Source organism: Cohnella hongkongensis (assembly GCF_042654645.1).
Lineage (GTDB): Bacteria > Bacillota > Bacilli > Paenibacillales > Paenibacillaceae > Cohnella > Cohnella hongkongensis.
In genome coordinates this window covers 1-22,876 of sequence record NZ_JBHSEP010000028.1, presented here as the reverse complement: position 1 = coordinate 22,876, position 22,876 = coordinate 1, and the positions used below count along the sequence as shown (strand labels likewise).

Here is a 22,876-nt window from a genome sequence, read left to right as displayed (position 1 = left end):
GAGGCTCGAGGCATGAAAATAGCGGTTGTGGGAGCGGGAGTAACCGGGTTGACGATAGCCGCGGGATTTGCGGAGCTCGGGCATACGGTCCGGTGCGTGGACGGGGATTCGGGGAAAGTCGCGCAGCTGTCGCAGGGTATCGTTCCGTATCGCGAGCCGGGACTGGAGTCGCTGGTGCTGCGGAACGTCGCCGCGGGACGACTCGTCTTCGGGAACGAGCCGGCAGGGCTCATGAGCGAGGCGGAGCTGCTGTTCATCGCGGTCGGTACGCCTGCGGACGAGCGCGGAGACATGTCGCTCGCCGCGCTGTGGAAGACAATCGAGCGGATCGCCCCCTGGTCGGACGACGGGCGGAAGAGGATGATCGCCATCTCCAGCACCGTGCCGGTCGGCACGGCGGAAAGGGCGGAATCGCGCCTGCGCGGGCGGCTCCCGGCAGGCTGCGCGGTGGAGGTTGCGTCGATCCCGGAATTCATGCGGGAGGGAAGCGTGGTTCGGGACTTCTTCGAGCCGGCGCGGATCGTCATCGGTACGGCTTCCGCCGAGACGGCCGAGCGGCTGACGCAGCTGCATCGCCGGCTTCCGGGGCCGATCCTAACGACCGACCGCAGAAGCGCCGAGCTGGCCAAGCTGGCCGCCAACGCCTGCCTGGCCGTTAAAATCTCGTTCGCCAACGAGATGGCCGCTTTTTCGGAGCAGGTCGGGGCGGATTATCCATCCGTAGCCCGGTCGCTAGGACTCGACCCGCGGATCGGACCGTATTTTCTCGAGGCGGGACTCGGGTTCGGCGGCTCCAGCATGCCGCGGGACACGCACGCGCTCGTCCGCATGGCCGACGACGCGGGCGCTCCGCAGACGCTGGTGGAAGCCGCGGTGCGCGCCAACGCGATGCTGCCCCTCCGCATGGTGCGGAAGCTGGAAGCCGCGCTGTCCGATCCGGGACGCCGCAAGGTGGCGCTGCTCGGCTTGTCCTGCAAGCCGGGGACGGACGATATGCGGGACGCTCCGTCGCTGCGCCTGGTCGCGGAGCTGCATCGCCGCCATCCCGGCATTACTCTGACCGCGTACGATCCGGAGGCCGGCTCTGCCGCACGCAAAGTGCTCCCCCCTTCGGTCGTCATCTGCGGGTCGGCCGAGGAGGCTTTGCGCGGCGCGGACGCCGCGATCGTCGTGACCGGGTGGAGCGAGTTCAAGCAGATCGAGGCGGAAGACTTTAAAAACTGGATGAGCCGGCCTATAATTATGGATGGAAGGAACGTCTTGGACGCCGCGGGCCTGAACGCGCAGGGAATCGTCTGCATCGGGGTCGGTCGTCTGCCGTCCATTCCCGGGCCGTCCTCTCGCAAGGCGGGCGAGCTCGCACTGTAATCGTAGAGAGGATGTCCGAAGGATGAAGATTCGCAAGGCGATTATCCCGGCAGCGGGGCTGGGGACGAGGTTCCTTCCGGCGACGAAGGCGATGCCGAAGGAAATGCTCCCGATCATCGACAAGCCCGGGATCCAATATATTGTGGAGGAAGCGGTCGCCGCCGGCATTGAGGACATTCTGATCGTGACAGGCAAGGGCAAGCGCGCGATTGAGGATCATTTCGACAGCTCGTACGAGCTGGAGCAGAACCTGCTGAACAAGGGCAAGCTCGATCTGCTTTCCGAGGTTCAGAAGCCGTCGGAATTGATCGATATTCACTATATCCGGCAGAAAGAGCCAAGAGGGCTCGGGCACGCCATCTGGTGCGCCCGCAAGTTTATCGGGAACGAGCCGTTCGCCGTCCTGCTTGGCGACGATATCGTGCAATCGGACGTGCCTTGTCTGAGGCAGATGATCGACGTATACGACCGGGTACAGGGCTCGGTGCTCGCCGTGAAGAACGTGCCGGACGAAGAGGTGTCCCGCTACGGCATCGTCGATCCGGATCCTTCCGGAGGCGACGGGGACCGGGTGTTGAAGGTGCGCGGCGTCGTGGAGAAGCCCGCGCCGGAATGCGCGCCGTCGAATGTGGCCATTATCGGAAGGTACATTTTGACCCCGGCGATCTTCGATATTTTGGAGACGCAGGACGTCGGTGCCGGAGGAGAAATCCAGCTGACCGACGCAATTTATCGCCTCATGCGCGACGAATCGGTCTATGCGTACAAATTCCGGGGAACGAGGTACGACACGGGAGAGAAGCTCGGCTACTTGAAGACGATTATCGACTTCTCGCTCGAGCGGCCGGACCTGAAGGACGAGATCCGCGCTTATCTCGAGGAGAAGCTGGGGCGTTGATCTCCGCGGGAAGAGCTTCCTCTTGAATCAGATACTTGATTAGCAGCAAGCCGGCGGCCGTTCCGCCGGCTTGTTTTCTGCGCCTCCGTTTTTGCCGGCTGCGAGGGCTTAAAATTGACAGTCCGGCTCGGTGAGCGGATGAATTCGGTTTTGGTTTCTATTTTTCGGCGATAGGAGGGAATCGCACATCTAGATCGAATCTAAAGATATGGATATGCGAACGGCTATGCGGGCAGGATGAATAGCAGATAAGTGAAACGAGGTGCTATTATGGATGTGGCTATTACGATAAAGAACTTCAAATCTTTATCCAATATTACGTTGGAGCCTGGCAGAGTCAATGTATTTATCGGAGCCAACGGGACGGGGAAAAGCGCTCTGCTGGAAGCGATCGGCGTTCTTAGCGCGGCAATTGCAGATAAAGTCGACGATGCCATCCTGAATTTTAAAGGCGTACGGTTGGGGACTCCATCCTTATATAAATCTTCTTTTAAGGACCATGAAAGATTGCCGGTTACGATAGAGTTTAATGTGAAGTGGAGAAATGAAGAGGGGCAATGGGGGTATACGGTAAATCTCAACAATCCCATTGAAAAGCCGAAGCCGGCCTGGGAGTATCACTCGGAGTCGTTGTTCGTTAACGAAACGAAAGTGTTCGGACGTTCAAGAAACTCGAAGTATAAATTAGAGAATTTCCCGGAGATAGAAATAGATGCTTACAAGGGACTGCTGTCCTTCCTGCAAGGAATACGGCGCGATGAAATCAGCGGTTATGCTGGCGGATACGCTAATGATTTATACGAGATGTTTAAAGACTATGCGATCTATACCCCGAACACGACGACTTTAAGAGGGATCCAAACGGATCCGCTTCAACGGGAGCCCGTTGGGTTGCTCGGAGGGAGGCTGCCGGAGGCGGTGGACGATCTGCTGGATATCGAAAAAGAAACCTTCGGATCCATGGATCTGTATGATTTGCTGGATTTGCTTAACTGGGCGAAGGCGATCGGCGTCGGAAAGCCTTCGAAAGATATCGTGTCCCCGAACATTCCGATGACGGCCAAAACGATACGATTTACAGATCGTTTCATGCGGGAGGGGAGAAGCGAATTAACGCCGTACGATGCAAGCGAAGGCTCGCTGTATGTGCTTTTCCTGCTCGCGTTGGCGATGCATGCCAAGTCCCCCAACCTATTTTCCATAGACAATTTCGACCAAGCTTTGAATCCGCGTTTAGCTCGGACGATTACGAAGGCATTTTGCGATCGGATCATTGAAGCGGGCAAAACGGTATTCATTACAACCCATAATCCTCTCGTTCTCGACGGGCTGGATTTGAGCGACGAAAGAATCCGATTGTTTACGGTCGATCGCAATTTGAACGGTCACACCCAAATCGATCGGGTTGTCGTGAACGAGAAGCTGCTTGAAACAGGCAATAGCCTATCGAAGCTATGGGTTATGGGAATGCTGGGCGGTGTTCCGGATCTATGAAGAGTTATACGTTCGGAATTGTTTCCGAAGGACCGACCGATTTTCAGTTGATGACCAGCATTATCGCAAAGTTGGTGCCGGGAGAGCACAGGTATAGACTGATTCAGCCGGATCTTTCGGAGACTCCTGGGCTGGGAGCGCCCTCGGGTGTCAGGCATAGCAACGGGTGGAGAGGCGTGCTTTCGTGGTGCGAAGCGGCAACAACGGGGATATCGATATATGAATTAATGGAAGGAACGAGTATCGACGTTTTGATCATTCAAGCGGACGCCGAAATTGCCAGGGAGCCCGAGCTGGATTGCGCCCGTCCTTGTCCGGAAGCGGAAGATACGGTTATCGTACTCGAAGGCATCATTAGGGAAAAATTAAACATAGAGGCATTCGACTCCCGTATCATTTGCTGCATTCCCTCCGACAATACGGAAGCGTGGGTTTTGGTCGCGTTGGATGACGAGTTGATGCATCATGGAGCGGACAAGTTCATCGAATGCGTGCACAAGCCGGATGAAATCGTATCCAAGCCTCCCTTTAACGCCATTGGAAGAAAGGCAGGCAAGGCTAAAAAGAGACAATCGGAATATCGGGACAAATGCGTTCCCCCAGTCGTAGAGAAGTGGGACTACGTAAGGAGCCATTGCCATCAAGCGGAAAAGTTTCACAAGAGCATCGTGCAATTATGATAAACGGATTTTGCTAGAGGAGTTCTCCAGGTCAGCCGCGCGGGCTGGCTTTTTCTACGGGGGAGAGGCGAACGTTTGTTTTCCCTTTTCCTCTTGGAAGTGCAGGAGAATTCCTGTAGACTATTAACTAGTTGGGCGAGCTCTCGCCGAAGCGGGGCCGTTGGTCTGAACATTTACAATTTCGGGAATCACGGAGGCATTATGCGCCCGTCATTTTATAGCGGTTGGAAGCATGTATTTAAGCTCGATCCCGATAGGGAAATCGGCGACGATGCGCTGGAAGCGATATGCGCCTCGGGCACGGACGCGATTCTCGTCGGGGGCTCAAGCGGGGTGACGTTCGACAACACGGTGGAGCTCATGTCCCGCATACGCAGGTACGAGGTGCCTTGCGCGTTCGAGCTGTCCGATCCGGCGTGCGCGGTGCCGGGATTCGACGGCTATTTTATTCCTAGCGTGCTCAATACGAAGCGTTCCGAGTGGCTGATCGGCCACCATGTCGACGCGCTGCGCGATTACGGCCATCTGATGCCGTGGGAATCGATTGTCGGCGAAGCGTATCTGGTGCTTAATCCGGACTCGACCGTCGCGAGGCTGACGGAAGCGGACGCTCGCATCGGCTCCGATGCGGCCGTCGCCTACGCGCAAGTCGCGGACAGGCTCTGGAACGTGCCGGTGCTGTACGTAGAGTACAGCGGAACGTTCGGGGACATGGAGCTGCTGAGCCGCATTCGGGCGTCGCTGAAGCAGGCCCATCTGTTCTACGGCGGAGGGATCGACGGTCCCGACAAGGCGGCGCAGGCCGCGCGCCGGGCGGATACCGTTGTCGTGGGCAACTTGATTTACGATCAATTGGCCGCCGCGCTGGCGACGGTTCATGCGGTTAACCAAGCGGTAAAGGAGAAGGATTATGTTCTTCGAAAGAGATAATGCGAATTCCGTCGATCTCGACGATTCGATCGACCGGCTCAATCCGAAGCAGAAGGAGGCCGCGGTCGCGACCGAAGGCCCTCTGCTCATTATGGCCGGCGCAGGAAGCGGCAAGACCCGAGTGCTGACGCACCGCATCGCCTATATTATTGCCCGGCGTCTGGCGGCCCCATGGAGCATTCTCGCGATCACGTTCACGAACAAGGCAGCGCGAGAGATGCAGGAGCGGGTATCCAAGCTTGTCGGTCCGTCTGGACGGGACATCTGGGTCAGCACGTTCCACTCAATGTGCGTGCGCATTCTGCGCAAGGACATCGACAAGATCGGCTTCGGCTCCAACTTCAGCATTCTCGATTCCACCGACCAGCTGTCGGTCATCCGCAACGTGATGAAGGACAACAACCTGGACGTCAAGAGATTCGAGCCGAAGGCCGTCCAAGCCGCCATCAGCGCGGCCAAGAACGAGCTGATGTCTCCGGCGCAGTACGAGCAGCGGCAAGGGGACTACTTCGAATCGATCGTCGCCAAGGTGTACGCGCAATACCAGCGCCGACTGAAGGCGAACAACTCGCTCGACTTCGACGATCTGCTCCTGCTGACGATTCAGCTGTTCAAGGACGCTCCGGAAGTGCTGGACTTTTACCAGAACAAATTCAAATACATTCATGTGGACGAATACCAGGACACGAACAAAGCGCAATACACCCTCTGCAAAATGATAGCCGACAAGCATCACAACATCTGCGTCGTCGGCGACAGCGACCAGTCGATCTACCGCTGGCGGGGCGCCGATATCACGAACATCCTCAACTTCGAGAAGGACTACCCTGAAGCGCGCAGCATTTTGCTGGAGCAGAACTACCGGTCGACCTCGACCATTCTGGACGCCGCCAATGCCGTCATCAAGAACAACCTGGGCCGCAAGGCCAAAAATTTGTGGACGGATCAGGACGGCGGCGAAAAAATAACGGTGTATCAAGGCGACTCGGAGCATGAGGAAGGCTACTTCATCGCCGGAGAGATTCGCAAAAACCGCCAGAACGGCCGCCGGTACGGCGATCATGCCATCCTGTACCGGACGAATGCGCAGTCGCGGGTCGTCGAGGAAATTCTCATCAAGTCGGAGATCCCCTACCAGATCGTCGGCGGCATCAAGTTCTACGACCGCAAGGAAATCAAGGACATTCTTTCTTACTTGCGGCTTATCTCCAATCCCGACGACGACAACAGCCTGCTCCGTATCGTGAACGTGCCCAAGCGGGGGCTTGGCGATACGACGATGACCAAGGTTCAGGAGGAGGCGGCACGCAAGGGCGTCTCGATTCTGAGGCTTCTGAACGAGGGAGACGGCCTGCTCGGCGACGGGCTCTACCATCTGGACATTCAGGGGCGGGCCAAGGCGGCGCTCAGCGGCTTCCGCGACTTGATCAACAATCTGAGCGCGATGACCGACTATTTGTCGGTGACGGAGCTGACCGAGAAGGTGCTGGAGCTGTCGGAATACCGGCTGGAGCTGCAGCGCGAGAATACGCTCGAGTCGAAGGCTCGCCTGGAGAACATCGAAGAATTCCTGTCCGTGACGCAGGAGTTCGAGAAGCGCAATGAAGACAAGTCGCTGCTCAGCTTCCTGACGGAGCTGGCGCTCGTCGCGGACATCGATTCGATGGACGACTCCGAGGACGGCGATGACGCCGTCGTGCTGATGACGATGCACAGCGCCAAAGGGCTGGAATTCCCGATCGTCTTCATCGTCGGCATGGAGGAGGGCGTCTTCCCGGGCAGCCGTTCTCTGATGGACAACGAGGAGATGGAAGAGGAGCGCCGGCTCGCTTACGTAGGGATTACGAGAGCGGAGAAAAAGCTGTATATGACCTGCGCGCGAATGAGGCTGCTGTACGGACGGACGAACTCCAATCCGCCCTCCCGGTTTCTCGGGGAAATTCCGAACGAGCTGAAGGAGGCGGTCGCTCCGGCAGGAGGCGCGCGCCCGGGCTCGTATGGGGGCTACGGCTCGCGGCTTGGGGGAGAATATGGAGGGGGCTCGTCCTACGGCGGATCAAGGAGCGGCTCCGGCAGTTTCGGCAGCCCGGCGTCGGGCAGCGGCGGCCGAGGCTACCCGCCCTCCGGCTTCGGGGCCCGTCCGACCGTCTCTCCGATGACATCCCCGTCCGGAGGCGGAGCTTCCGTCGTCCGTTCGCAGACGCCTTCGGCGGCCAAACCGGTCGCAGACGGCATGGCGATCGTCGCCGGAGACAAGGTCCAGCATGCCAAGTGGGGGATCGGTACGGTCGTCTCCGTGAAAGGAACGGGCAACGATGCCGAGCTGCAGATCGCCTTCCCGGCGCCTGTCGGCGTCAAGCGGCTGCTTGCGGCGTTCGCGCCGGTCACGAAAGTCTAGATCGCGGTCATTTTATCAGAAGGGAGTTTAACGGATATGGCGCATAAGGATGATACGGAACGGATGCAGCGGCTCGTCGACGAGTTGAACGCGCATGGCCATCGCTACTATACGGAGGATAATCCGACCATCAGCGACAAGGAATACGACGCCCTCTACGACGAGCTGACGGCTCTCGAAGCGGAGAGCGGCATCGTGCTGCAGGACTCCCCGACGCGCCGAGTCGGCGGCGACATTCTGAAGGGCTTCGAGCCGCATCGGCATCTGTCCCGGCTGTGGAGCCTGGACAAAGCGCAGAATATCGAGGACTTGAACGCTTGGACGGCGCGCGTGAACAAGCTCATCGCCGACTATAACGCGAAAAATCCCGAGCAGCCGCTGCCGCCTCCCGAGTATGTCGTCGAGCTGAAATTCGACGGCCTGTCGCTGAATCTGACCTATAGTGGCGGGGGGCTGACGCAGGCCGCAACGAGGGGCAACGGGGAAGTGGGAGAAGGCATTCTGCCGCAAGTTCGGACGATCCGGACCGTTCCGCTCACGATCGGCTTCGACGGCGGGACGATCGAGGTGCAGGGCGAGGGATTCATGAGGCTGTCCGTGCTGGAGAAGTACAACGAGACGGCGGCGGAGCCTCTGAAGAACGCCCGGAACGGGGCGGCGGGGGCGCTTCGCAACCTGGATCCCAAGGTGACGGCGTCCCGCAGGCTGGACGCTTTCTTCTACCATGTCGGTTACTCGGAAGGAATCTCCTTCGCCAACCATCGCGAGATGATGGCGTTTCTGAGAGACAACAAGTTCCCGGTTAACCCGTATATCGCCTACTTCTCGACGGTCGAAGAGCTCGTCAAGGAGCTCGAATCGATCGTCGCTCGCCGAGGCGAGCTTGACTATCTGATCGACGGAGCCGTCGTCAAGCTGACCGACATGAGGACGCGCGAGGCGCTCGGCTACACGGACAAGTTTCCTCGCTGGGCCGTCGCCTTCAAGTTCGAGGCGGAGGAGACGACTACCGTTCTGGAGTCGGTATCCTGGGAGCTGGGACGGACGGGAAAGGTGACGCCGCTTGCCCGCGTCGAGCCCGTCGAGCTGGCCGGCGTGACGGTGCAGAACTGCACGCTCAACAACATCGGCGACATTGAACGCAAAAATCTGCTGAACGCCCTCGGAACGCGCGTCTTCATCCGCCGCTCCAACGACGTCATCCCGGAAATTCTGGGCAAGGCGGACGACGAGGAGGGCGGAGCGATTGCCGTGCCTGACGTATGTCCGGGGTGCGGCTCCCCGCTGGAGATGCGCGGCGCTCATCTGTTCTGCAACAACCGGCTCGGCTGCAAGCCGCAGATCATCGGGCGGATCACCCACTTCGCCTCGCGCGATTGTATGGATATCGAGACGTTTAGCGGCAAGACGGCGGAGCAGCTGTACGAGGAACTCGGCGTTCGCGAGCCGGCAGACCTGTACAGCCTGACGCTGGAGCAGCTGGTCGGCCTGCAGCGGTTCGGTGAGAAGAAGGCGTCCAATCTGCTCGACGCCCTGGAGAAGTCGAAGTCCCGCGGCCTCGCTTCGTTTCTGAATGCGCTCGGGATTCCGAATACGGGCAAGGCGACGACGAGAATGCTGGCGGACCATTTCGGAGATCTGGACCGGCTGATGGAGGCGGAAGTGGAGGAACTGGTCGGCCTGCCGGACGTTGGCGGCATTGTGGCGGAGAGCATCTACCAATACTTCCGCGATCCGCTGAACCGGGCGAGCATCGACCGGATGCGCGAGCTCGGCGTGAAGGCGGAAGCAGCCGCTCCGGCAGCGGCGAGCGCGGACGCGAGCCATCCGCTGTTCGGCAAGACGGTGGTGCTGACCGGTACGCTGACGCTCATGACTCGGGACGAAGCCGCGAAGAAGCTGGAGGCGCTCGGCGCGAAGGTGTCGGGCAGCGTGTCCAAGAAGACGGATCTGGTCATCGCCGGAGAGAGCGCCGGCAGCAAGCTGACCAAAGCGCGCGATCTCGGCGTGCCGGTGCTGGAGGACGAAGAGGAACTGGTTCGACTGCTCGGCGGTGCAAACTAGAAAAATCGAATTGGCGGATATCCGTTAAGAAGATACTGAAGGGCGAAGCGACAAGCCGACGTAAATTCGTTACGTTCGGGAGCTTATCGCTTCGCCCTTCTTTGCAATTACGGTTGTGTCCGGCGGAACACGCCCGCGCGAATCTGCTTGATCCACAACGTATTGTTGAAGCGTTGAAGCTCGATCGCCTGCGTTGCTTCTCCCTTGTTTTTAAGCGCTCGCTTGACCAATTGCACGAATACGTTCAACTTTCCCTCCGTAAGCAAGCCGCCCAATTGAATCGCCCACAGAGCCGCCAAAATCCAAGGGCGCAATAGCAATAGGTCAGATCATTCGTTTTCGCGAACGATACGCGCTCGGGGACAGGCCGGACTGGCGTCGGAACCACTTGCAGAAATAATGTATGCTGCCGAACCGAAGCTTATCCGCAATCTCCGTCACGGTCAGCCCCGTCGTTTCCAGATAGCGCTGCGCGGCCTGCAGCCTCATTCTCTGGTGATCGGCATGGGGGGATCTGCCGACGATTCCCTTGTAGGTTTTCGATGCGTAGTCGTGACTGTAGCCCGTAATCTCCTCCAGCCACTCCATGCGATAGTCCTCTTCCGCTCGCGCTTCGAGCGCCGAGCGAATCTGTTCGACGATGGCGTTATGCGGCAGTGGAGCGACGGTTGTTCTTCGCAGGCGCACGTAGAGCCGGAGCATCGCGGCACGGAGGGCGAGCGGCGCATACTCGTCCTGACGATTGAATTCCCTGACCAGCTCTTCGAAAAAAGGAAGCGCCCACGACCCGACAAGCGAGCATGGGGGGATCAAGGCGTTCGGAACGTCGTCCGGTGCAGAGAAGCGTTGAACGATGTCCGGAGTAAGCTCGAGGTTGCGAACGGACGGATGATGCGGCCGGTCGACGTATTCCGGTTCATCGGGTGCGAAGTGCAGGCCGAAGAGGACGAACGGATCGTCTGCATCGGCAGAAATCCGGTGCGGAACTTCAGGGCCGTATCCGAGCAGACAGCCCGAATCCACGGGATACACCCGGCCGTTAATCGTGATCTCGCCCTTCCCTTTTTCTACGTAAAGCCATTGATAATCGTCAATTACCCTCGGCCCGAACGTCTCCCCCGGGCGGCAGGCGAGCCGGTTAGCGAAATGAACGATAGGATTAAACTGGCGCTCGTTGTCGGACATGGCGATTCCTCCTGATGATAAGCAAAAAAGCCGATAAAAGACAAATACGACCCGGCTGCCGCTAAATCCTTCCCCATCCTTTATATGATAAGATGGCTTCGAAGTCGATACTCCAAGGAGAGATGAATCGTGAAACAGCGGCCGGTTAAGGACAATAATCTAAGCCCAATCGCAGGGGCTTTCCAAGACTCTTCGCCTTTGCTTGCCGATCCCGAATCGCTGAGAAACCGTGCGGAGAAGGACGGCATGCTTTTCTTCAAAGGGCTGATTCCGCGGGAGACTGTGCTGAAGCTGCGGCTTGAAGTCATGGAAATTTTGGAAAGCCGCGGATTGACCGATTCCCGATATCCGCTGATCGACGGGATAGCCGACGTGGAGGCGGTTAATCGGCATTCCGACGAGGAGCTTCGCTGGAACGGCGTAGGAGTGACGATGGATATTTATCGCGCGATTCAGGGGTTGGAGTCTTTTCATGCAATGGCCCATCACGAAAAACTGCTCTCGATGTATCGCACGCTGTTCGGGTACGAGCCGTTCCCGCATCCCCGTAATATCGCCCGGGTGATGCTGCCGCATCGAGAGGCCAAAGTCACGCCGTCCCATCAGGATTTTCTGCATATTCAAGGAGAGACCGAGACTTGGACGGCTTGGATTCCTCTTGGAGACGTTTCCCGTCAGCTAGGCGGCCTCGCGGTGCTGAAAGGCAGTCATAAGGCCGGCTTGCTGGGCGTAACGGAAGCTCCGGGAGCGGGAGGGCTCGAAACGATCTTGTGCGGTCTCGACTATGAATGGCAGACAATCGATTATGAGGCTGGCGACGTACTGACCTTTAATAGCTTAACCGTGCACAAATCGATGCCCAATCAGGTATCCGGACAAATTCGGATGTCCTGCGATTTCCGTTATCAGGCGCTTAAGCCGGGAGCGGTGATCGAGCCTCGTTCGCTCCTGCCGCACGGTCCGTATACCTGGGATGAGCTGTATGAGGGCTGGACTCGCGAGGATCTGAAGCATTATTGGAAGAACGTCGGGTTCCATTATTCGGAATTCGACGAATCCATCCGCTGGCAGAAGGAAAAGATTTGCTAATGTTAGCGGGTAAAGGGGCGATCTCTATCGGATGAGATCGCCCTTTTGCGTTTATTTGATGGAAGGGGGGGCCACGGATTTGCGTACGACCAGCTCGGGCTTCACCATAATTTTGTTGCGGGGCGCATCCGGGTGGTCCATGCGCCACAGCATAAGGTTGACGGCTTGAATGGCAACCTGCTCCCGCTGGTAGTCGAGCGAACTGATCGGCGGGGACTGCCATTGGCAGGACTCCAGGTTATCGAAGCCGATAATCGATACGTCGTCCGGCGTGCGGATGCCTTGCGCGGTCAGCGCGTGATTGACGACGAAGGCGATCGGATCGTTCGCGCAGAAGAAGGCGGACGGCAGGTTCCCGTAATCCAGCTTGGACGGAATGATATTGAAGTGGATGTCTCCGAACGAATCGGCGAAATGAACGTCGTACATATATTCGGGATGGCGCTCTAACCCCCAGAAGTCGAGCGCGTCGCAGAAGCCGCGGTAGCGGGCGAGAAATCCCGGCGACAGCTTGTTGTCGCCGATGTACCCGATGCGAATATGGCCGTTCTGTACGAAGTGCCTCACCGCCAGGAATGCTCCCTCGTAGTGATCGACCATCACCGAATCGATCTCCGCATACGGAAACTCGTGATCCAGAAGGATGATCGGCTTGTTCAAGCCGATCATCCTTTCTGCGCTTTTCGCGGAAATTCTCCCGAACAGAAACATGGCGACGACATCCTTGTCGCGGAAGACGGCCTCGTCCGTCATCTCCCCGGATACCGACAAAGCCTGCAGGGACGATTGAAAGCCGAGCTCCTTCAATGTCTTATCGATAAAGAAATAGGAGGCCATCGTATGAGCCTCGGTCATAAACCGGGGATCGACGACGAACAGCACGCGTCCGCTTGGGGAGGCGAGCGGCCCCGAAGGCGCGCTCTCCGCGAAGTCTTTATAACCCAGCTTGATGGCCGTCTCCACGACCGCTTTTCTTGTTTCCGGACTAATGCCGTCGAGACCGCGCAGCGCTTTGGAGACGGCCGCCGTCGACAAGCCCAGCTGTTTGGATATATCGAGCAAAGTGACTTTTTTCGCCATGGAAACCCCCGGATATACAATTATAGTCTTATTTTAACAATAATAGCCATGAAGAGAAAGCGTGAATTAACTACATCTTAACATCGGGAACGACTTTAATCCAGCGCTTATCTCATAATATTAACTAAAAATTAATCTTTGACTAATTAATAAAAAGAAAATAATATCAAATTGTAGTTAACAACTCTGGGAGGGTCTCTACATGAAAAAGGGATTGGGCAAATCCTCATACTTCGCTCTGCTGGTTTTGCTGCTCTTCGCACTTACTCTGACGGCCTGTTCCGGCAATAACGGAGGCTCCGCAGCCGACGGCGGTTCGCCTTCGCCATCTTCGCCGTCTTCGGCTTCCGCCTCGGGGCAGCCGGACGACAACAAGCCGGTGAAGTTAAGAATCACGCCGCAGATGTTTACGCCGACGGAAGACAAGACTCCGACGGAAGGCACGCCGGTACCGCGGGTGGCGCTCGACAAGATCATCGCGGACTTTACGGCGGAGAACCCGCACATAACGGTGGAAATTTTGAAAGCGCCGACAAGCTCGCAAGAAGAGTATTTGACCTGGATGACGACGAAGATCGCCTCGGGCGACGCGCCTGAAATTACCTGGGCGACGGATACGCCGCAGAATATGGTGGGCAAGGGATGGCTGCTGCCGATCGACGACTATCTCGATCAGCCTAATCCGTACGTCGATGCGAATACGAAATGGCTCGACACGTTCACCAATGCGGAGATTATCCAGAAGCACAGCGACGGCAAGAGGTATACCGTTCCGATCATGCAGGCGGCGGGGGATTCCACGGCATTTTTCTACAATATCGATATTTTCGAGGAATTGAATCTTGCCGTTCCCAATACATGGGGGGAACTGGTCTCCTCCTTGAATACGATCAAGGATGCCGGCTATATCCCGATCATTCCGAGCGTCGAGAACAAGGGGCCAACGCTCTGGCAGATGAACCAGGTGTCCGTGCCGATCATGACCCACAATTTCGTCGAGGAGTTCAACTATACGGGAGCCGCGACGCCGGGAGATATGGTCGGCGACGAATGGGTACGCGCGATTCGCAAGGGAATCGTCTCCCAGGATAAACCTGAAATTCAGGAAGTATGGAGGCAGTACAAGGCGTTCGCCGCGACTTGGCCGGAAGGGTGGGCGACGCAGGACATGAAGCCGCTCTGGCAGCAAGGCAAAGCGGCGGTGCGCGAAGGCGGCATGTGGGAGCTTAGCTCGGAGCTGAGCGATACGAAGCGGACGTTCCGCTGGGGCATGTTCTCCAAGCCGTTTATCGGATCGGATTCCACGCCGCTGGCTCCCGATTACGAGAAACAGAAGGGCTTCCCTATAAACACGCAGGCGATGTTCAATCTCGCCATCGTCAAGCCGTCCGTGGAGAAGTCGGATTCGACTGCGGCGGCGGTCAAGTTCCTTCAGTATCTGACTAAAGCGGACGTGAACGAATATTTGGTCAACGAAATTCCGGCCGGTCGTCCTACGGTGAAGGGGGCGGCAACGCTTGCGTTGTTTGACGGAATCAAGGATGCCGAGTCGCCAGTGCTTCCGGAGATCAACTTCGGAATGAATGTCTGGTTCGATTCCGAGGCCAACGATGCCGTTCGCCGCAACGTGACGAACTGGATTGCGAACAAGATGGACGACAACACCTTCTTCTCCAATATCGAGAAAGCGTTCCAGACCGGAGCCGATCAAGTGATCGCTTCACAGAAGCTGGATACGTCAAAGTGGTAAGGAATCATGCGCGGGAGGAAGGGGGCATAGCCCCCTTTCCGCGTCGCCGAGGTGAACGGGAATGAGAAGCAAAGGGTGGATTTGGCTTGCCGTGCTGGTCTTCGCGGCAGCGCTGGTCGTCATTGGGCTGTTGGAGAACAACCGGGAGGTCGTCATCCGCTCCAGCCTGGAGACGGAGGCTCTGCCCGCGGACGGCAAGAGCGTGATGAAGGTGCGGATTACGGTGACGAATCCGGACGGCACTCCGCGGGGCGGGGACGAGCTGACCCTTATCCGCACCGCAGGCTACGGTCAGTTAAAGGCGAGCAGAGTCAAAACGAATGCGGACGGCGAAGCTTCGTTTGACTATTACTCGTATCGTGAAGGTCCCTATACGCCGATTGTAGACAATCGGATCGCGATCACCAACATTTCCGTCGGCAAGATCATCGGCGTCAAGAAGAGGGTCTTCGTCGACATTCCCGTCGTTAAGCCGTCGGGAACGGAATCCGAAGGCGAAGACGACGGCGGCAAGCCTGGGCCGAACAAAAACGGACACATCCAACTGGGAGGGGGATAAAGATGAGTCGACAATGGCGCGAAAGCTTGCAAGCGTATCTCTTGCTGCTGCCGATCATCGGCGGATTGCTCGTGTTCGCCTATTATCCTCCGATTCGCGGATTAGGGCAGGCCTTCTTCGATTGGAACGCGGCGACCGACGAATGGTCATTCGTCGGTTTGTCCAATTTCACCAGAATGGCGCACGACGAGGTGTTGCTGAATTCGATTCCCAACATGCTGATTCTGCTGTTCGGGGGGCTCGTCATCGGAGTTACGGTGCCGTTGATCGTTGCGGAGTTGATCTATTTCGTCCGCGATCCGAAGATGAAATATTTTTACCGGGTCGTCCTGCTCGTTCCGCTGGTCGTGCCCGGTGTCGTCGGGCTGCTCGTCTGGAACTTCATCTACGATCCGAACATCGGGCTTATCAATTCGCTGTTGGATTACTTGGGGCTGGAATCGTGGAAGAGGGGCTGGCTCAGCGACGGAGGCACGGTGCTGTTCTCCATGCTGTTCATGGGTTTTCCTTGGGCGGCGGGAGTCGGTCCCTTGATCTATCTGTCCGGACTGATGAACATTCCGACGGAGGTGCTCGACAGCGCCAAGCTTGACGGGGCGACCTCCTGGAAAAGAGTGCGTTACATCGACATCCCGCTCGTGACGGGACAGATCAAATTTTTCATCGTGACGGGAATGATCGGGGGGCTGCAGGACTTTGGCCGCCAACTGGTGCTGACGGACGGGGGACCGGGCTATTCCTCCATGGTTCCCGGTTACCACATGTATAAGCAGGCGTTTACTTATAACAATTTCGGTTATGCCAGCGCGATCGGCCTGATGCTGTTCCTGTTCGCGCTTCTCCTGACCATCGTCAGCATGAAATATATTCAATCGGATCGGGGGTGAAGAGATGGCCAAGAGCAAAGCGCAACTGCTGCTGCATCTCGTTATTCTATTGCTGCTGTTCATGAGCGTGTATCCTCTAGCGATTCTGCTGTTCGGATTCACGAAGGACGGGCTGGAATTTCAATATAACCAGTTCGCGCCTTCTCTGCCTCTATGGTTTTCTAACCTGGAGCCGGCGTGGGAGCGAGTCGGGCGGCCGGTATGGAATACGGTGTTCGTCGCCGGGCTGATTACGGTCGGGGGCGTGTTTCTCTCCTCCCTGGGCGGATTCGTGTTTGCGCGGATGAGATTTTACGGCAAAGAGGTTCTGTTCTATTTCGTTATCGCGCTAATGATGGTGCCCGGCATTCTCGGGCTGATTCCCTGGTATCTTCTGATCCGGGATCTCGGGCTGGTTAACTCCTTATGGGGTCTCATTCTGCCGGGCATCTTCGGCGCTCCGATCTTCGGGATTTTCCTGCTGAGAGGCTTCTTCGCCTCGATTCCGGAGGAATTGTTCGAAGCCGGCAGATTGGACGGCTGCGGGAATTTCCGTCTGTATTACCGAATCGCGGTCCCGGTGTCGCTGTCGATTCTCGCGACGCTGGCCGTCATGCAGGTCATGAACGCGTGGAACGACTTGGTCGGTCCTTCGATTATCCTTACCGATCGGGAAATCTTCACGATCGCCGTGGCGCTGCGGGATTTCTCGGCGGAGCTGAGCACGAAGGGGGCGGAGACGAATTATCCGCTGCTGTTTTCGGCGTACGTCATTTCCTCGGTTCCGCTCATCCTGCTCTTCGCCTTCGCCAGCAAATATTACGTGGAAGGACTAACGTCTTCGGGCATTAAGCTGTAGCAACGATAACGCCGGGCGCAAGCCGGCTCGACGAGGGGAGAAACAGGGGATGAAGCGAGCGCCAATGCTGTTGTCGACGGCGATCTTATGTCTGCCGATGCTGTCCGGGTGCGCGGGGACCGAACGGACCGATTCCGGCTGCAGCCAAGCGACGGGGCTTTGCGTGGCCGAGAACGGCGTACTCACAAAGGATGGCAAGCCCTATAAGGGAATCGGAGTCAATTACTTCAACGCGTTCTCGCGCACGTTGGCCGATCCGTCCGACACCTCTTACCGGCACGGCTTCGACGTGCTGGCCGAGTATGAAATTCCGTTCGTCCGGTTTATGGCAGGCGGGTACTGGCCAATCGACAACAAGCTGTATCTTGAGGACAAGGAACGATACTTCGAGCTCATGGACGATTTCGTCAAAGCGGCGGAGGAGCGCGGAATCGGACTGATTCCCTCCTTGTTCTGGTATCACTCGAACGTGCCCGATCTGGTCAAGGAGCCCCGCAATCGCTGGGGCGACCCGGAGAGTCGAACGATCGCGTTCATGCGCCGGTACGTGGCCGACGTCGTAGGCCGATACGCGGATTCTCCGGCAATCTGGGGCTGGGAATTCGGCAACGAGTACAACCTGGAGCAGGACCTGCCGAACGCGGCCGACCATCGTCCGGCGATCGCGGGCGAGCTGGGCACGGCGACGGAGCGGAGCGCGGAGGACGACCTGACAGGGGACATGGTAGCTACCGCTTACCGGTTGTTCGCGGAAGAAGTCAGGAAGTACGACAAGCACAGGGTCGTGATCAGCGGAGGCAGCATTCCGCGGCCGAGCCAATGGAACCAACGGGAGCGCGGGACTTTCGACCAGGACACGGAGGAGCAATTCGCGCTGGCTCTGGAGGAGAGCAATCCCGATCCGTTGGACGTGCTTTCCGTTCATTACTATTTGTACGAAAATACGCGCTTCGGCGCTCCTCTCGATACGGATAAAACGCTGGGCCTGATGCAGGAAACGGCCCGTAAGCTCGGAAAGCCGCTTTTTATCGGAGAGTTCGGCGTCGGAGAAGCGGAGGAAGAAGGCGGGCTCGTCGATCACGAGTTGGCTGCACGGAGATTCGGGGAATTAATTGAAGCGATGGAGAAGGCGGATGTGCCTCTGGCCGCTCTGTGGGTGTACGATTACTGGTCGCAGAAGGACTGGAGCGTGACCGGCGACAACCGTCGGGCCTATCAGCTGCGGGCGCTTCAAGCGTGGAACGGTAGATTGGCTGAACATAACAGACGGGAGGCGGAGCGGCATGAGCGAAGGAGATGACGCTAAGATGCGGGGGCGGCCGGTTTGGCAGGCCATGCTGAGCAAGTATCCGGATTTGGAGGTTTGCCTGCCGGATATCGGCCGCGCGCTCGAATTATTAATAGAAACTTACCGCTCCGGAGGCAAGGTGCTGCTGTGCGGCAACGGGGGCAGCGCCTCGGACTGCGAGCATATCGTCGGAGAACTGATGAAGGGGTTTAGGAAGAAAAGATGCCTGCCGCAGGAGGAGCGCGAGAGGTTTCTGCGCTGCGATCCTCTGGGGGGAGCCCGCTTGGCGGAAGGCTTGCAGGGCGCTCTGCCCGCGATCTCGCTAGTGAGCCAGACGGCGCTGCTGACGGCGTACGGCAACGATGTCGACGCGGAGATGATCTTCGCCCAGCAGGTGTACGGCTACGGGAAGCCGGGAGACGCGCTGATCGGACTGAGCACCTCGGGCAATTCGCCCAATGTGATCCGGGCGATGCAGGTGGCGAAGGCGCTCGGGCTGCGCACTGTAGGTCTGACTGGCGAGGAAGGCGGAAGAATGCGAGAGGTGTGCGAGGTGGCGATCCGCGTTCCCTGGCAGTCGACCCCGGACGTGCAGGAGCGGCATCTTCCGATTTATCACGGCCTGTGCATCTGCCTGGAAGAGGAGTTTTTCGGATCATGACCGTTCTGGCGGGAATCGATATCGGGGGAACGAAGTGCGCGGTTTGTCTGGGATTGCCGAGTGGGGCGAAGGGGGAGGAAATTCGGCTGATCGACAGAGTCGCTTTCCCTACGATAGGCGGACCGGACGCGGTTCTGGCTCGATTGACGGAGGAGCTGGAGCGGCTGCTGGCCAAGCACGGCTTCACCGCTCCGGCTGCCGTGGGCGTAAGCTGCGGGGGCCCGCTGGACAGCCGCCGGGGACTGACGCTCTCCCCGCCGAACTTGCCGGGTTGGGACGAGATCGACGTTCTTAAGCCGTTCCGGCAGCGGTTCGGAGCGCCCGCCGCCCTGCAGAACGACGCCAACGCCTGCGCGCTGGCCGAGTGGAGATGGGGGGCCGGACGGGGGGCTGCCAACGTCGTATTTCTGACGTTCGGCACGGGAATGGGCGCGGGCCTGATTTTGAACGGTCGGCTGTATACGGGAACGAACGACATGGCCGGCGAGATCGGACATGTCCGACTGGAGCCGGACGGACCGGTCGGCTACGGCAAGGCCGGTTCTTTTGAAGGTTATTGCAGCGGGGCAGGCATCGCCCAGCTGGCCCGGGAGGCCGCCGCCGAGCGTCTGATCCGCGGGGAGGCGGTCGCGTTCTGCCCTCGGGAGCAGGACCTCGCTTCCGTTACGGCGCAGGCCGTCGCGGAGGCTGCCCATGCGGGCGACGAGCTGGCTCGGGAAATTTACCGCTTCGTCGGTCGGCAGCTGGGGAGGGGGCTGGCGATTCTGGTCGATCTGCTGAACCCGGAGCGAATCGTGATCGGCAGCATTTACGCCAGACAGCGCGAGCTTCTGGAGCCTGCGATGGCGGAGGCGCTGGCCGGCGAGGGGCTGTCCTTGTCGCGGTCTGCATGCCGCATCGTACCGGCCGAATTGAACGAGCGCGTAGGGGATTATGCGAGCTTATCCGTGGCGGAGGAAGCCCGGAAAGCCAAGCTATAGATACTGCCTTCCCTCTTGCGGGAGCGGACGGAACGGCAGGAAACGGAGGAGAAACGGAGTGCGAACAATCAGCCTTAACGGAAAGTGGAAGCTGTACGGCTTGCCGCAGCGGGAGAGCGAAATTTTCCATCCCGATCGGTTGAAGGACGGCGAACCGACCTTGCTGGAGGCCGAGGTGCCCGGAAACGTGGAGCTGGACATGCAGCGGGCGGGAAGGCTGGAGGATCCGTACGGAGGGAGCCGTATTGGCGAACTGAAAAAATACGAGCTGCACGAATGGTGGTACGAGAAGGAGTTCGAGACGCCGGTTCGCCGGCAGGGCGACGGGCGGATCGAGCTGGTCTTTCACGGCGTCGACTGTCTGGCGACGTACTGGCTGAACGGCGAGGAGTTGGGAAGCAGCGACAATATGCTGATTTCGCATACGTTCGACGTCACCGACAAGCTGAAGCCGGAGGGGGCGAACCGTCTGCATGTCCGTCTGCAATCGCCGGTTCTGGAGGCGATGAAGCGCGAGTACGATCCGTCGATGTGGGCGATGGACTACAACTGGGCGCAGCTTTGGGTGCGCAAAGCGGCTCACGGCTTCGGCTGGGACATTATGCCCCGTGCGGTGTCCGCGGGATTGTGGAGGGACGTCGAGCTTGCCGTTCACCGGGAAACGGAAATCAAAGAACCGTATTTCTATACGCGAAGCGCCGACGATAGAGGAGCATGGGTCGGAGCGCTCTATCACGTGCAGGCGGACCCCTCGCTATTCCGCGAGCTTACGCTGCGCATCGTCGGCACTTGCGGAACCTCTCGGTTCGAGAAGAGCTGTCCGGTTCATTTTTCCTCGGGCAATGCGGAATTCCGGGTCGACCGTCCCCAGCTATGGTGGCCTCGCGGCTACGGGGCTGCGAATTTGTACGAGGTTCGCATGGAGCTGCGCCACGGGGACGACGTGTTGGCGGAGCGGACGGATACGTTCGGCATTCGCACGGTGGAACTGATCAGAAGCGAGACGACCTCGGCGGAACGGCCGGGAGAGTTTCTGTTCAAAGTTAACGGGGTCCCGATCTTCTGCAAGGGCTCCAACTGGGTGCCGGCCGATATGTTCCATAGTAAGGATAAGGCTCGCATCCCGCGCATGCTCGATCTGTTCGCGGAGATGAACTGCAACATCGTCCGCGTATGGGGGGGCAGCGTCTACGAGGATCACGATTTCTTCGATCGCTGCGACCGCGAAGGATTTCTGGTGTGGCAGGATTTCGCGCTGGCGTGCGGTCTGTATCCGCAGACCGAGGAGTTTTACGAAAAAATACGCGAGGAGGCGCGTTTCGTCGTACGCAAGCTGAGAAACCACCCTTCGCTCGCGCTATGGTGCGGAGACAACGAGATCGACCAATTCAGTCTCAATCGGGGCATCGATCCGGCGCTCAACCGGATTTCCCGCGAGGTGCTGCCTGCGGTCGTCTCTCAATGCGACCCGTATCGGCCCTATTTGCCCAGCTCTCCGTATTTGTCACCCGGCTTCTGGGAGAAGAAGGACCTGTCGCTGCTGCCGGAGGAGCATCTGTGGGGGCCGCGGGACTACTATAAGAGCAAATATTATACGGAGAGCAAAATGCACTTCGTCAGCGAAATCGGCTACCACGGTTGTCCTGGCGTCGAATCGATCAAGCGGTTTATCGACGCGGACCATCTCTGGCCCTGGCAGGACAACGAGCAGTGGGCGACTCACGCCTCCGATCCGATCGGCACGAGCGGGACGTGGGGGTACCGAATTGGTCTAATGGCTAATCAGATTAAGGAGCTGTTCGGCGAGGTGCCGGATCGGCTTGAAGACTTCGTGCTGGCGTCGCAGATTTCCCAGGCCGAGGCCAAGAAGTTTTTCGTCGAGATGACGCGGCTGAAAAAATGGCGCCGGACGGGCATCATTTGGTGGAACATGATCGATGGCTGGCCGCAGTTTTCCGATGCGGTGGTCGATTACTATTTTAACAAGAAACTGGCTTTCCATTACTTGCAAAACGTGCATCGCGATCTATGCGTCATGATCGACGAGCCGTCGGACTGGCACGTCCGGGTCGTGCTTTCCAACGATACGTTGGAGGAGAAGCGGGGGGCGTACCGGATATGGGACGCCGATTCCGGCGAGACGCTGCTGGATGGGCCGTTCGTCTCCGCCGTTAACGGCAATATCGAGCTGGGGCGCATTCGAGTCTCCCATAGCGAGCAGCGGATGCTGCTCATCCGTTGGACCGTCGACGGCCAGACGTTCGGCAATCATTATCTGCTTGGCTTTCCGGCGTTTTCCCTGGAGAGGTACAAAGGCTGGTTGAGCCGGTTGACCGAGCTTGAGTCGAGCGGCTCGCCGATGGAGACCGTCCGCTAAGCTGCATTCCGTTTGCTTGATAGGGCATTGCTGGCTGCCGGCATCCCGGATGCGCTTCAAGCGTCCGGGGTTGTCCGGCGGAATAGGCCTTTGGACAGAGTTAAGGAATGGAATAAAATGGACTGTTGCGATACATAAGCGAATCGTGGTATATTCTAATTCCTGTCGCCGAGACCAGGACGGTTTGCCAAAAGCCGCTCGAAGTCGGAGCATCTCGAATTTTATCGAATCTGGTAAAAATTGAGGGTTGCAAGAAGGCGCGGGATGCGGTAAGATGAAGTCCTTGCGCCGGAAAACGGTGCAGGCGAGCAACACCGATTGTTCTTTGAAAACTGAACATTGAGCGTAAG

20 protein-coding genes are annotated in these 22,876 nt (G+C 58.3%); 16 read left to right on the top strand and 4 right to left on the bottom strand.

Going from position 1 to position 22,876, the window contains the following annotated elements; genetic code table 11:
* Nucleotides 1-12 precede the first annotated feature (12 nt).
* The 7 genes from ACFO3S_RS25445 to ligA all read left to right on the top strand — a co-directional run bounded on the left by ACFO3S_RS25445 (nucleotide 13) and on the right by ligA (nucleotide 9,832).
* Nucleotides 13-1,368, top strand: coding sequence for a UDP-glucose dehydrogenase family protein (locus tag ACFO3S_RS25445; protein ID WP_378101871.1), 1,356 nt, complete (start codon nucleotides 13-15; stop codon nucleotides 1,366-1,368).
* Nucleotides 1,369-1,390: 22 nt separating this feature from the next.
* On the top strand, nucleotides 1,391-2,266 hold the full coding sequence (gene galU, locus ACFO3S_RS25440; protein ID WP_378101869.1) for a UTP--glucose-1-phosphate uridylyltransferase GalU: 876 nt from the start codon (nucleotides 1,391-1,393) through the stop codon (nucleotides 2,264-2,266).
* A 270-nt stretch (nucleotides 2,267-2,536) separates the two neighbouring features.
* Nucleotides 2,537-3,760, top strand: a complete 1,224-nt coding sequence (locus ACFO3S_RS25435; RefSeq protein ID WP_378101866.1) for an AAA family ATPase — start codon at nucleotides 2,537-2,539, stop codon at nucleotides 3,758-3,760.
* Nucleotides 3,757-4,440, top strand: coding sequence for a hypothetical protein (locus ACFO3S_RS25430; protein ID WP_378101863.1), 684 nt, complete (start codon nucleotides 3,757-3,759; stop codon nucleotides 4,438-4,440). Before ACFO3S_RS25435 ends, ACFO3S_RS25430 begins: the two co-directional genes overlap by 4 nt.
* Nucleotides 4,441-4,641: 201 nt before the next feature.
* Nucleotides 4,642-5,370: a heptaprenylglyceryl phosphate synthase gene (gene pcrB, locus ACFO3S_RS25425; RefSeq protein WP_378101860.1), complete on the top strand. Its 729-nt coding sequence runs from the start codon at nucleotides 4,642-4,644 to the stop codon at nucleotides 5,368-5,370.
* Nucleotides 5,351-7,768: a DNA helicase PcrA gene (gene pcrA, locus ACFO3S_RS25420; RefSeq protein ID WP_378101857.1), complete on the top strand. Its 2,418-nt coding sequence runs from the start codon at nucleotides 5,351-5,353 to the stop codon at nucleotides 7,766-7,768. Before pcrB ends, pcrA begins: the two co-directional genes overlap by 20 nt.
* A 36-nt stretch (nucleotides 7,769-7,804) precedes the next feature.
* Nucleotides 7,805-9,832 carry an NAD-dependent DNA ligase LigA gene (ligA, locus tag ACFO3S_RS25415; protein ID WP_378101854.1) on the top strand — a complete coding sequence of 676 codons (2,028 nt, stop codon included), beginning with the start codon at nucleotides 7,805-7,807 and terminating at the stop codon, nucleotides 9,830-9,832.
* A 107-nt stretch (nucleotides 9,833-9,939) separates the two neighbouring features.
* On the opposite strand, the gene ACFO3S_RS25410 is transcribed toward ligA, so the two are convergent.
* Both ACFO3S_RS25410 and ACFO3S_RS25405 read right to left on the bottom strand, forming a co-directional pair.
* Complete coding sequence (locus tag ACFO3S_RS25410) at nucleotides 9,940-10,080, bottom strand: hypothetical protein (RefSeq protein WP_378101851.1); 141 nt, start codon at nucleotides 10,078-10,080, stop codon at nucleotides 9,940-9,942.
* 76 nt (nucleotides 10,081-10,156) lie between these two features.
* Nucleotides 10,157-11,017 (bottom strand): AraC family transcriptional regulator, encoded by an 861-nt coding sequence (locus tag ACFO3S_RS25405; RefSeq protein ID WP_378101849.1) that lies wholly within the window; start codon nucleotides 11,015-11,017, stop codon nucleotides 10,157-10,159.
* A gap of 129 nt (nucleotides 11,018-11,146) precedes the next feature.
* Between ACFO3S_RS25405 and ACFO3S_RS25400 the strand changes: the two genes are divergently transcribed.
* Nucleotides 11,147-12,106 (top strand): phytanoyl-CoA dioxygenase family protein, encoded by a 960-nt coding sequence (locus ACFO3S_RS25400; RefSeq protein ID WP_378101847.1) that lies wholly within the window; start codon nucleotides 11,147-11,149, stop codon nucleotides 12,104-12,106.
* 51 nt (nucleotides 12,107-12,157) lie between these two features.
* Here the strand turns inward: ACFO3S_RS25400 and ACFO3S_RS25395 are convergent, their stop codons facing one another.
* The gene (locus tag ACFO3S_RS25395; protein ID WP_378101845.1) at nucleotides 12,158-13,186 is read right to left on the bottom strand and encodes a LacI family DNA-binding transcriptional regulator; all 1,029 of its coding nucleotides are present in this window, start codon (nucleotides 13,184-13,186) and stop codon (nucleotides 12,158-12,160) included.
* Between the two features lie 202 nt (nucleotides 13,187-13,388).
* Here ACFO3S_RS25395 and ACFO3S_RS25390 point away from each other — a divergent pair, with 202 nt between their 5' ends.
* The 8 genes from ACFO3S_RS25390 to ACFO3S_RS25355 all read left to right on the top strand — a co-directional run bounded on the left by ACFO3S_RS25390 (nucleotide 13,389) and on the right by ACFO3S_RS25355 (nucleotide 22,526).
* A complete protein-coding gene (locus ACFO3S_RS25390; protein WP_378101843.1) occupies nucleotides 13,389-14,936 on the top strand; it encodes an ABC transporter substrate-binding protein in 1,548 nt (515 codons plus the stop codon).
* Nucleotides 14,937-14,997: 61 nt separating this feature from the next.
* Nucleotides 14,998-15,495 (top strand): hypothetical protein, encoded by a 498-nt coding sequence (locus ACFO3S_RS25385; RefSeq protein WP_378101842.1) that lies wholly within the window; start codon nucleotides 14,998-15,000, stop codon nucleotides 15,493-15,495.
* Between the two features lie 2 nt (nucleotides 15,496-15,497).
* On the top strand, nucleotides 15,498-16,382 hold the full coding sequence (locus ACFO3S_RS25380; RefSeq protein ID WP_378101840.1) for a carbohydrate ABC transporter permease: 885 nt from the start codon (nucleotides 15,498-15,500) through the stop codon (nucleotides 16,380-16,382).
* 4 nt (nucleotides 16,383-16,386) lie between these two features.
* Complete coding sequence (locus ACFO3S_RS25375; RefSeq protein WP_378101837.1) at nucleotides 16,387-17,220, top strand: carbohydrate ABC transporter permease; 834 nt, start codon at nucleotides 16,387-16,389, stop codon at nucleotides 17,218-17,220.
* 49 nt (nucleotides 17,221-17,269) lie between these two features.
* Nucleotides 17,270-18,520 (top strand): cellulase family glycosylhydrolase, encoded by a 1,251-nt coding sequence (locus ACFO3S_RS25370; protein WP_378101834.1) that lies wholly within the window; start codon nucleotides 17,270-17,272, stop codon nucleotides 18,518-18,520.
* Nucleotides 18,504-19,169 (top strand): D-sedoheptulose-7-phosphate isomerase, encoded by a 666-nt coding sequence (locus tag ACFO3S_RS25365; RefSeq protein WP_378101831.1) that lies wholly within the window; start codon nucleotides 18,504-18,506, stop codon nucleotides 19,167-19,169. The genes ACFO3S_RS25370 and ACFO3S_RS25365 overlap by 17 nt, the downstream gene beginning before the upstream one ends.
* Nucleotides 19,166-20,149 (top strand): ROK family protein, encoded by a 984-nt coding sequence (locus ACFO3S_RS25360; protein ID WP_378101828.1) that lies wholly within the window; start codon nucleotides 19,166-19,168, stop codon nucleotides 20,147-20,149. The genes ACFO3S_RS25365 and ACFO3S_RS25360 overlap by 4 nt, the downstream gene beginning before the upstream one ends.
* A gap of 58 nt (nucleotides 20,150-20,207) precedes the next feature.
* Nucleotides 20,208-22,526: a glycoside hydrolase family 2 protein gene (locus tag ACFO3S_RS25355; protein WP_378101825.1), complete on the top strand. Its 2,319-nt coding sequence runs from the start codon at nucleotides 20,208-20,210 to the stop codon at nucleotides 22,524-22,526.
* Nucleotides 22,527-22,626: 100 nt separating this feature from the next.
* On the opposite strand, the gene ACFO3S_RS25350 is transcribed toward ACFO3S_RS25355, so the two are convergent.
* Nucleotides 22,627-22,876 (bottom strand): hypothetical protein (locus tag ACFO3S_RS25350; RefSeq protein WP_378101823.1); only part of this gene is annotated, 250 nt, incomplete at its 5' end.

Bases quoted from the DNA above. Each gene is read 5' to 3' on its own strand.
- ACFO3S_RS25445 (WP_378101871.1), top strand. From the start codon at position 13: ATGAAAATAGCGGTTGTGGGAGCGGGAGTAACCGGGTTGACGATAGCC.
- galU (WP_378101869.1), top strand. From the start codon at position 1,391: ATGAAGATTCGCAAGGCGATTATCCCGGCAGCGGGGCTGGGGACGAGG.
- ACFO3S_RS25435 (WP_378101866.1), top strand. From the start codon at position 2,537: ATGGATGTGGCTATTACGATAAAGAACTTCAAATCTTTATCCAATATT.
- ACFO3S_RS25430 (WP_378101863.1), top strand. From the start codon at position 3,757: ATGAAGAGTTATACGTTCGGAATTGTTTCCGAAGGACCGACCGATTTT.
- pcrB (WP_378101860.1), top strand. From the start codon at position 4,642: ATGCGCCCGTCATTTTATAGCGGTTGGAAGCATGTATTTAAGCTCGAT.
- pcrA (WP_378101857.1), top strand. From the start codon at position 5,351: ATGTTCTTCGAAAGAGATAATGCGAATTCCGTCGATCTCGACGATTCG.
- ligA (WP_378101854.1), top strand. From the start codon at position 7,805: ATGGCGCATAAGGATGATACGGAACGGATGCAGCGGCTCGTCGACGAG.
- ACFO3S_RS25405 (WP_378101849.1), bottom strand. From the start codon at position 11,017: ATGTCCGACAACGAGCGCCAGTTTAATCCTATCGTTCATTTCGCTAAC.
- ACFO3S_RS25395 (WP_378101845.1), bottom strand. From the start codon at position 13,186: ATGGCGAAAAAAGTCACTTTGCTCGATATATCCAAACAGCTGGGCTTG.
- ACFO3S_RS25390 (WP_378101843.1), top strand. From the start codon at position 13,389: ATGAAAAAGGGATTGGGCAAATCCTCATACTTCGCTCTGCTGGTTTTG.
- ACFO3S_RS25385 (WP_378101842.1), top strand. From the start codon at position 14,998: ATGAGAAGCAAAGGGTGGATTTGGCTTGCCGTGCTGGTCTTCGCGGCA.
- ACFO3S_RS25380 (WP_378101840.1), top strand. From the start codon at position 15,498: ATGAGTCGACAATGGCGCGAAAGCTTGCAAGCGTATCTCTTGCTGCTG.
- ACFO3S_RS25375 (WP_378101837.1), top strand. From the start codon at position 16,387: ATGGCCAAGAGCAAAGCGCAACTGCTGCTGCATCTCGTTATTCTATTG.
- ACFO3S_RS25370 (WP_378101834.1), top strand. From the start codon at position 17,270: ATGAAGCGAGCGCCAATGCTGTTGTCGACGGCGATCTTATGTCTGCCG.
- ACFO3S_RS25365 (WP_378101831.1), top strand. From the start codon at position 18,504: ATGAGCGAAGGAGATGACGCTAAGATGCGGGGGCGGCCGGTTTGGCAG.
- ACFO3S_RS25360 (WP_378101828.1), top strand. From the start codon at position 19,166: ATGACCGTTCTGGCGGGAATCGATATCGGGGGAACGAAGTGCGCGGTT.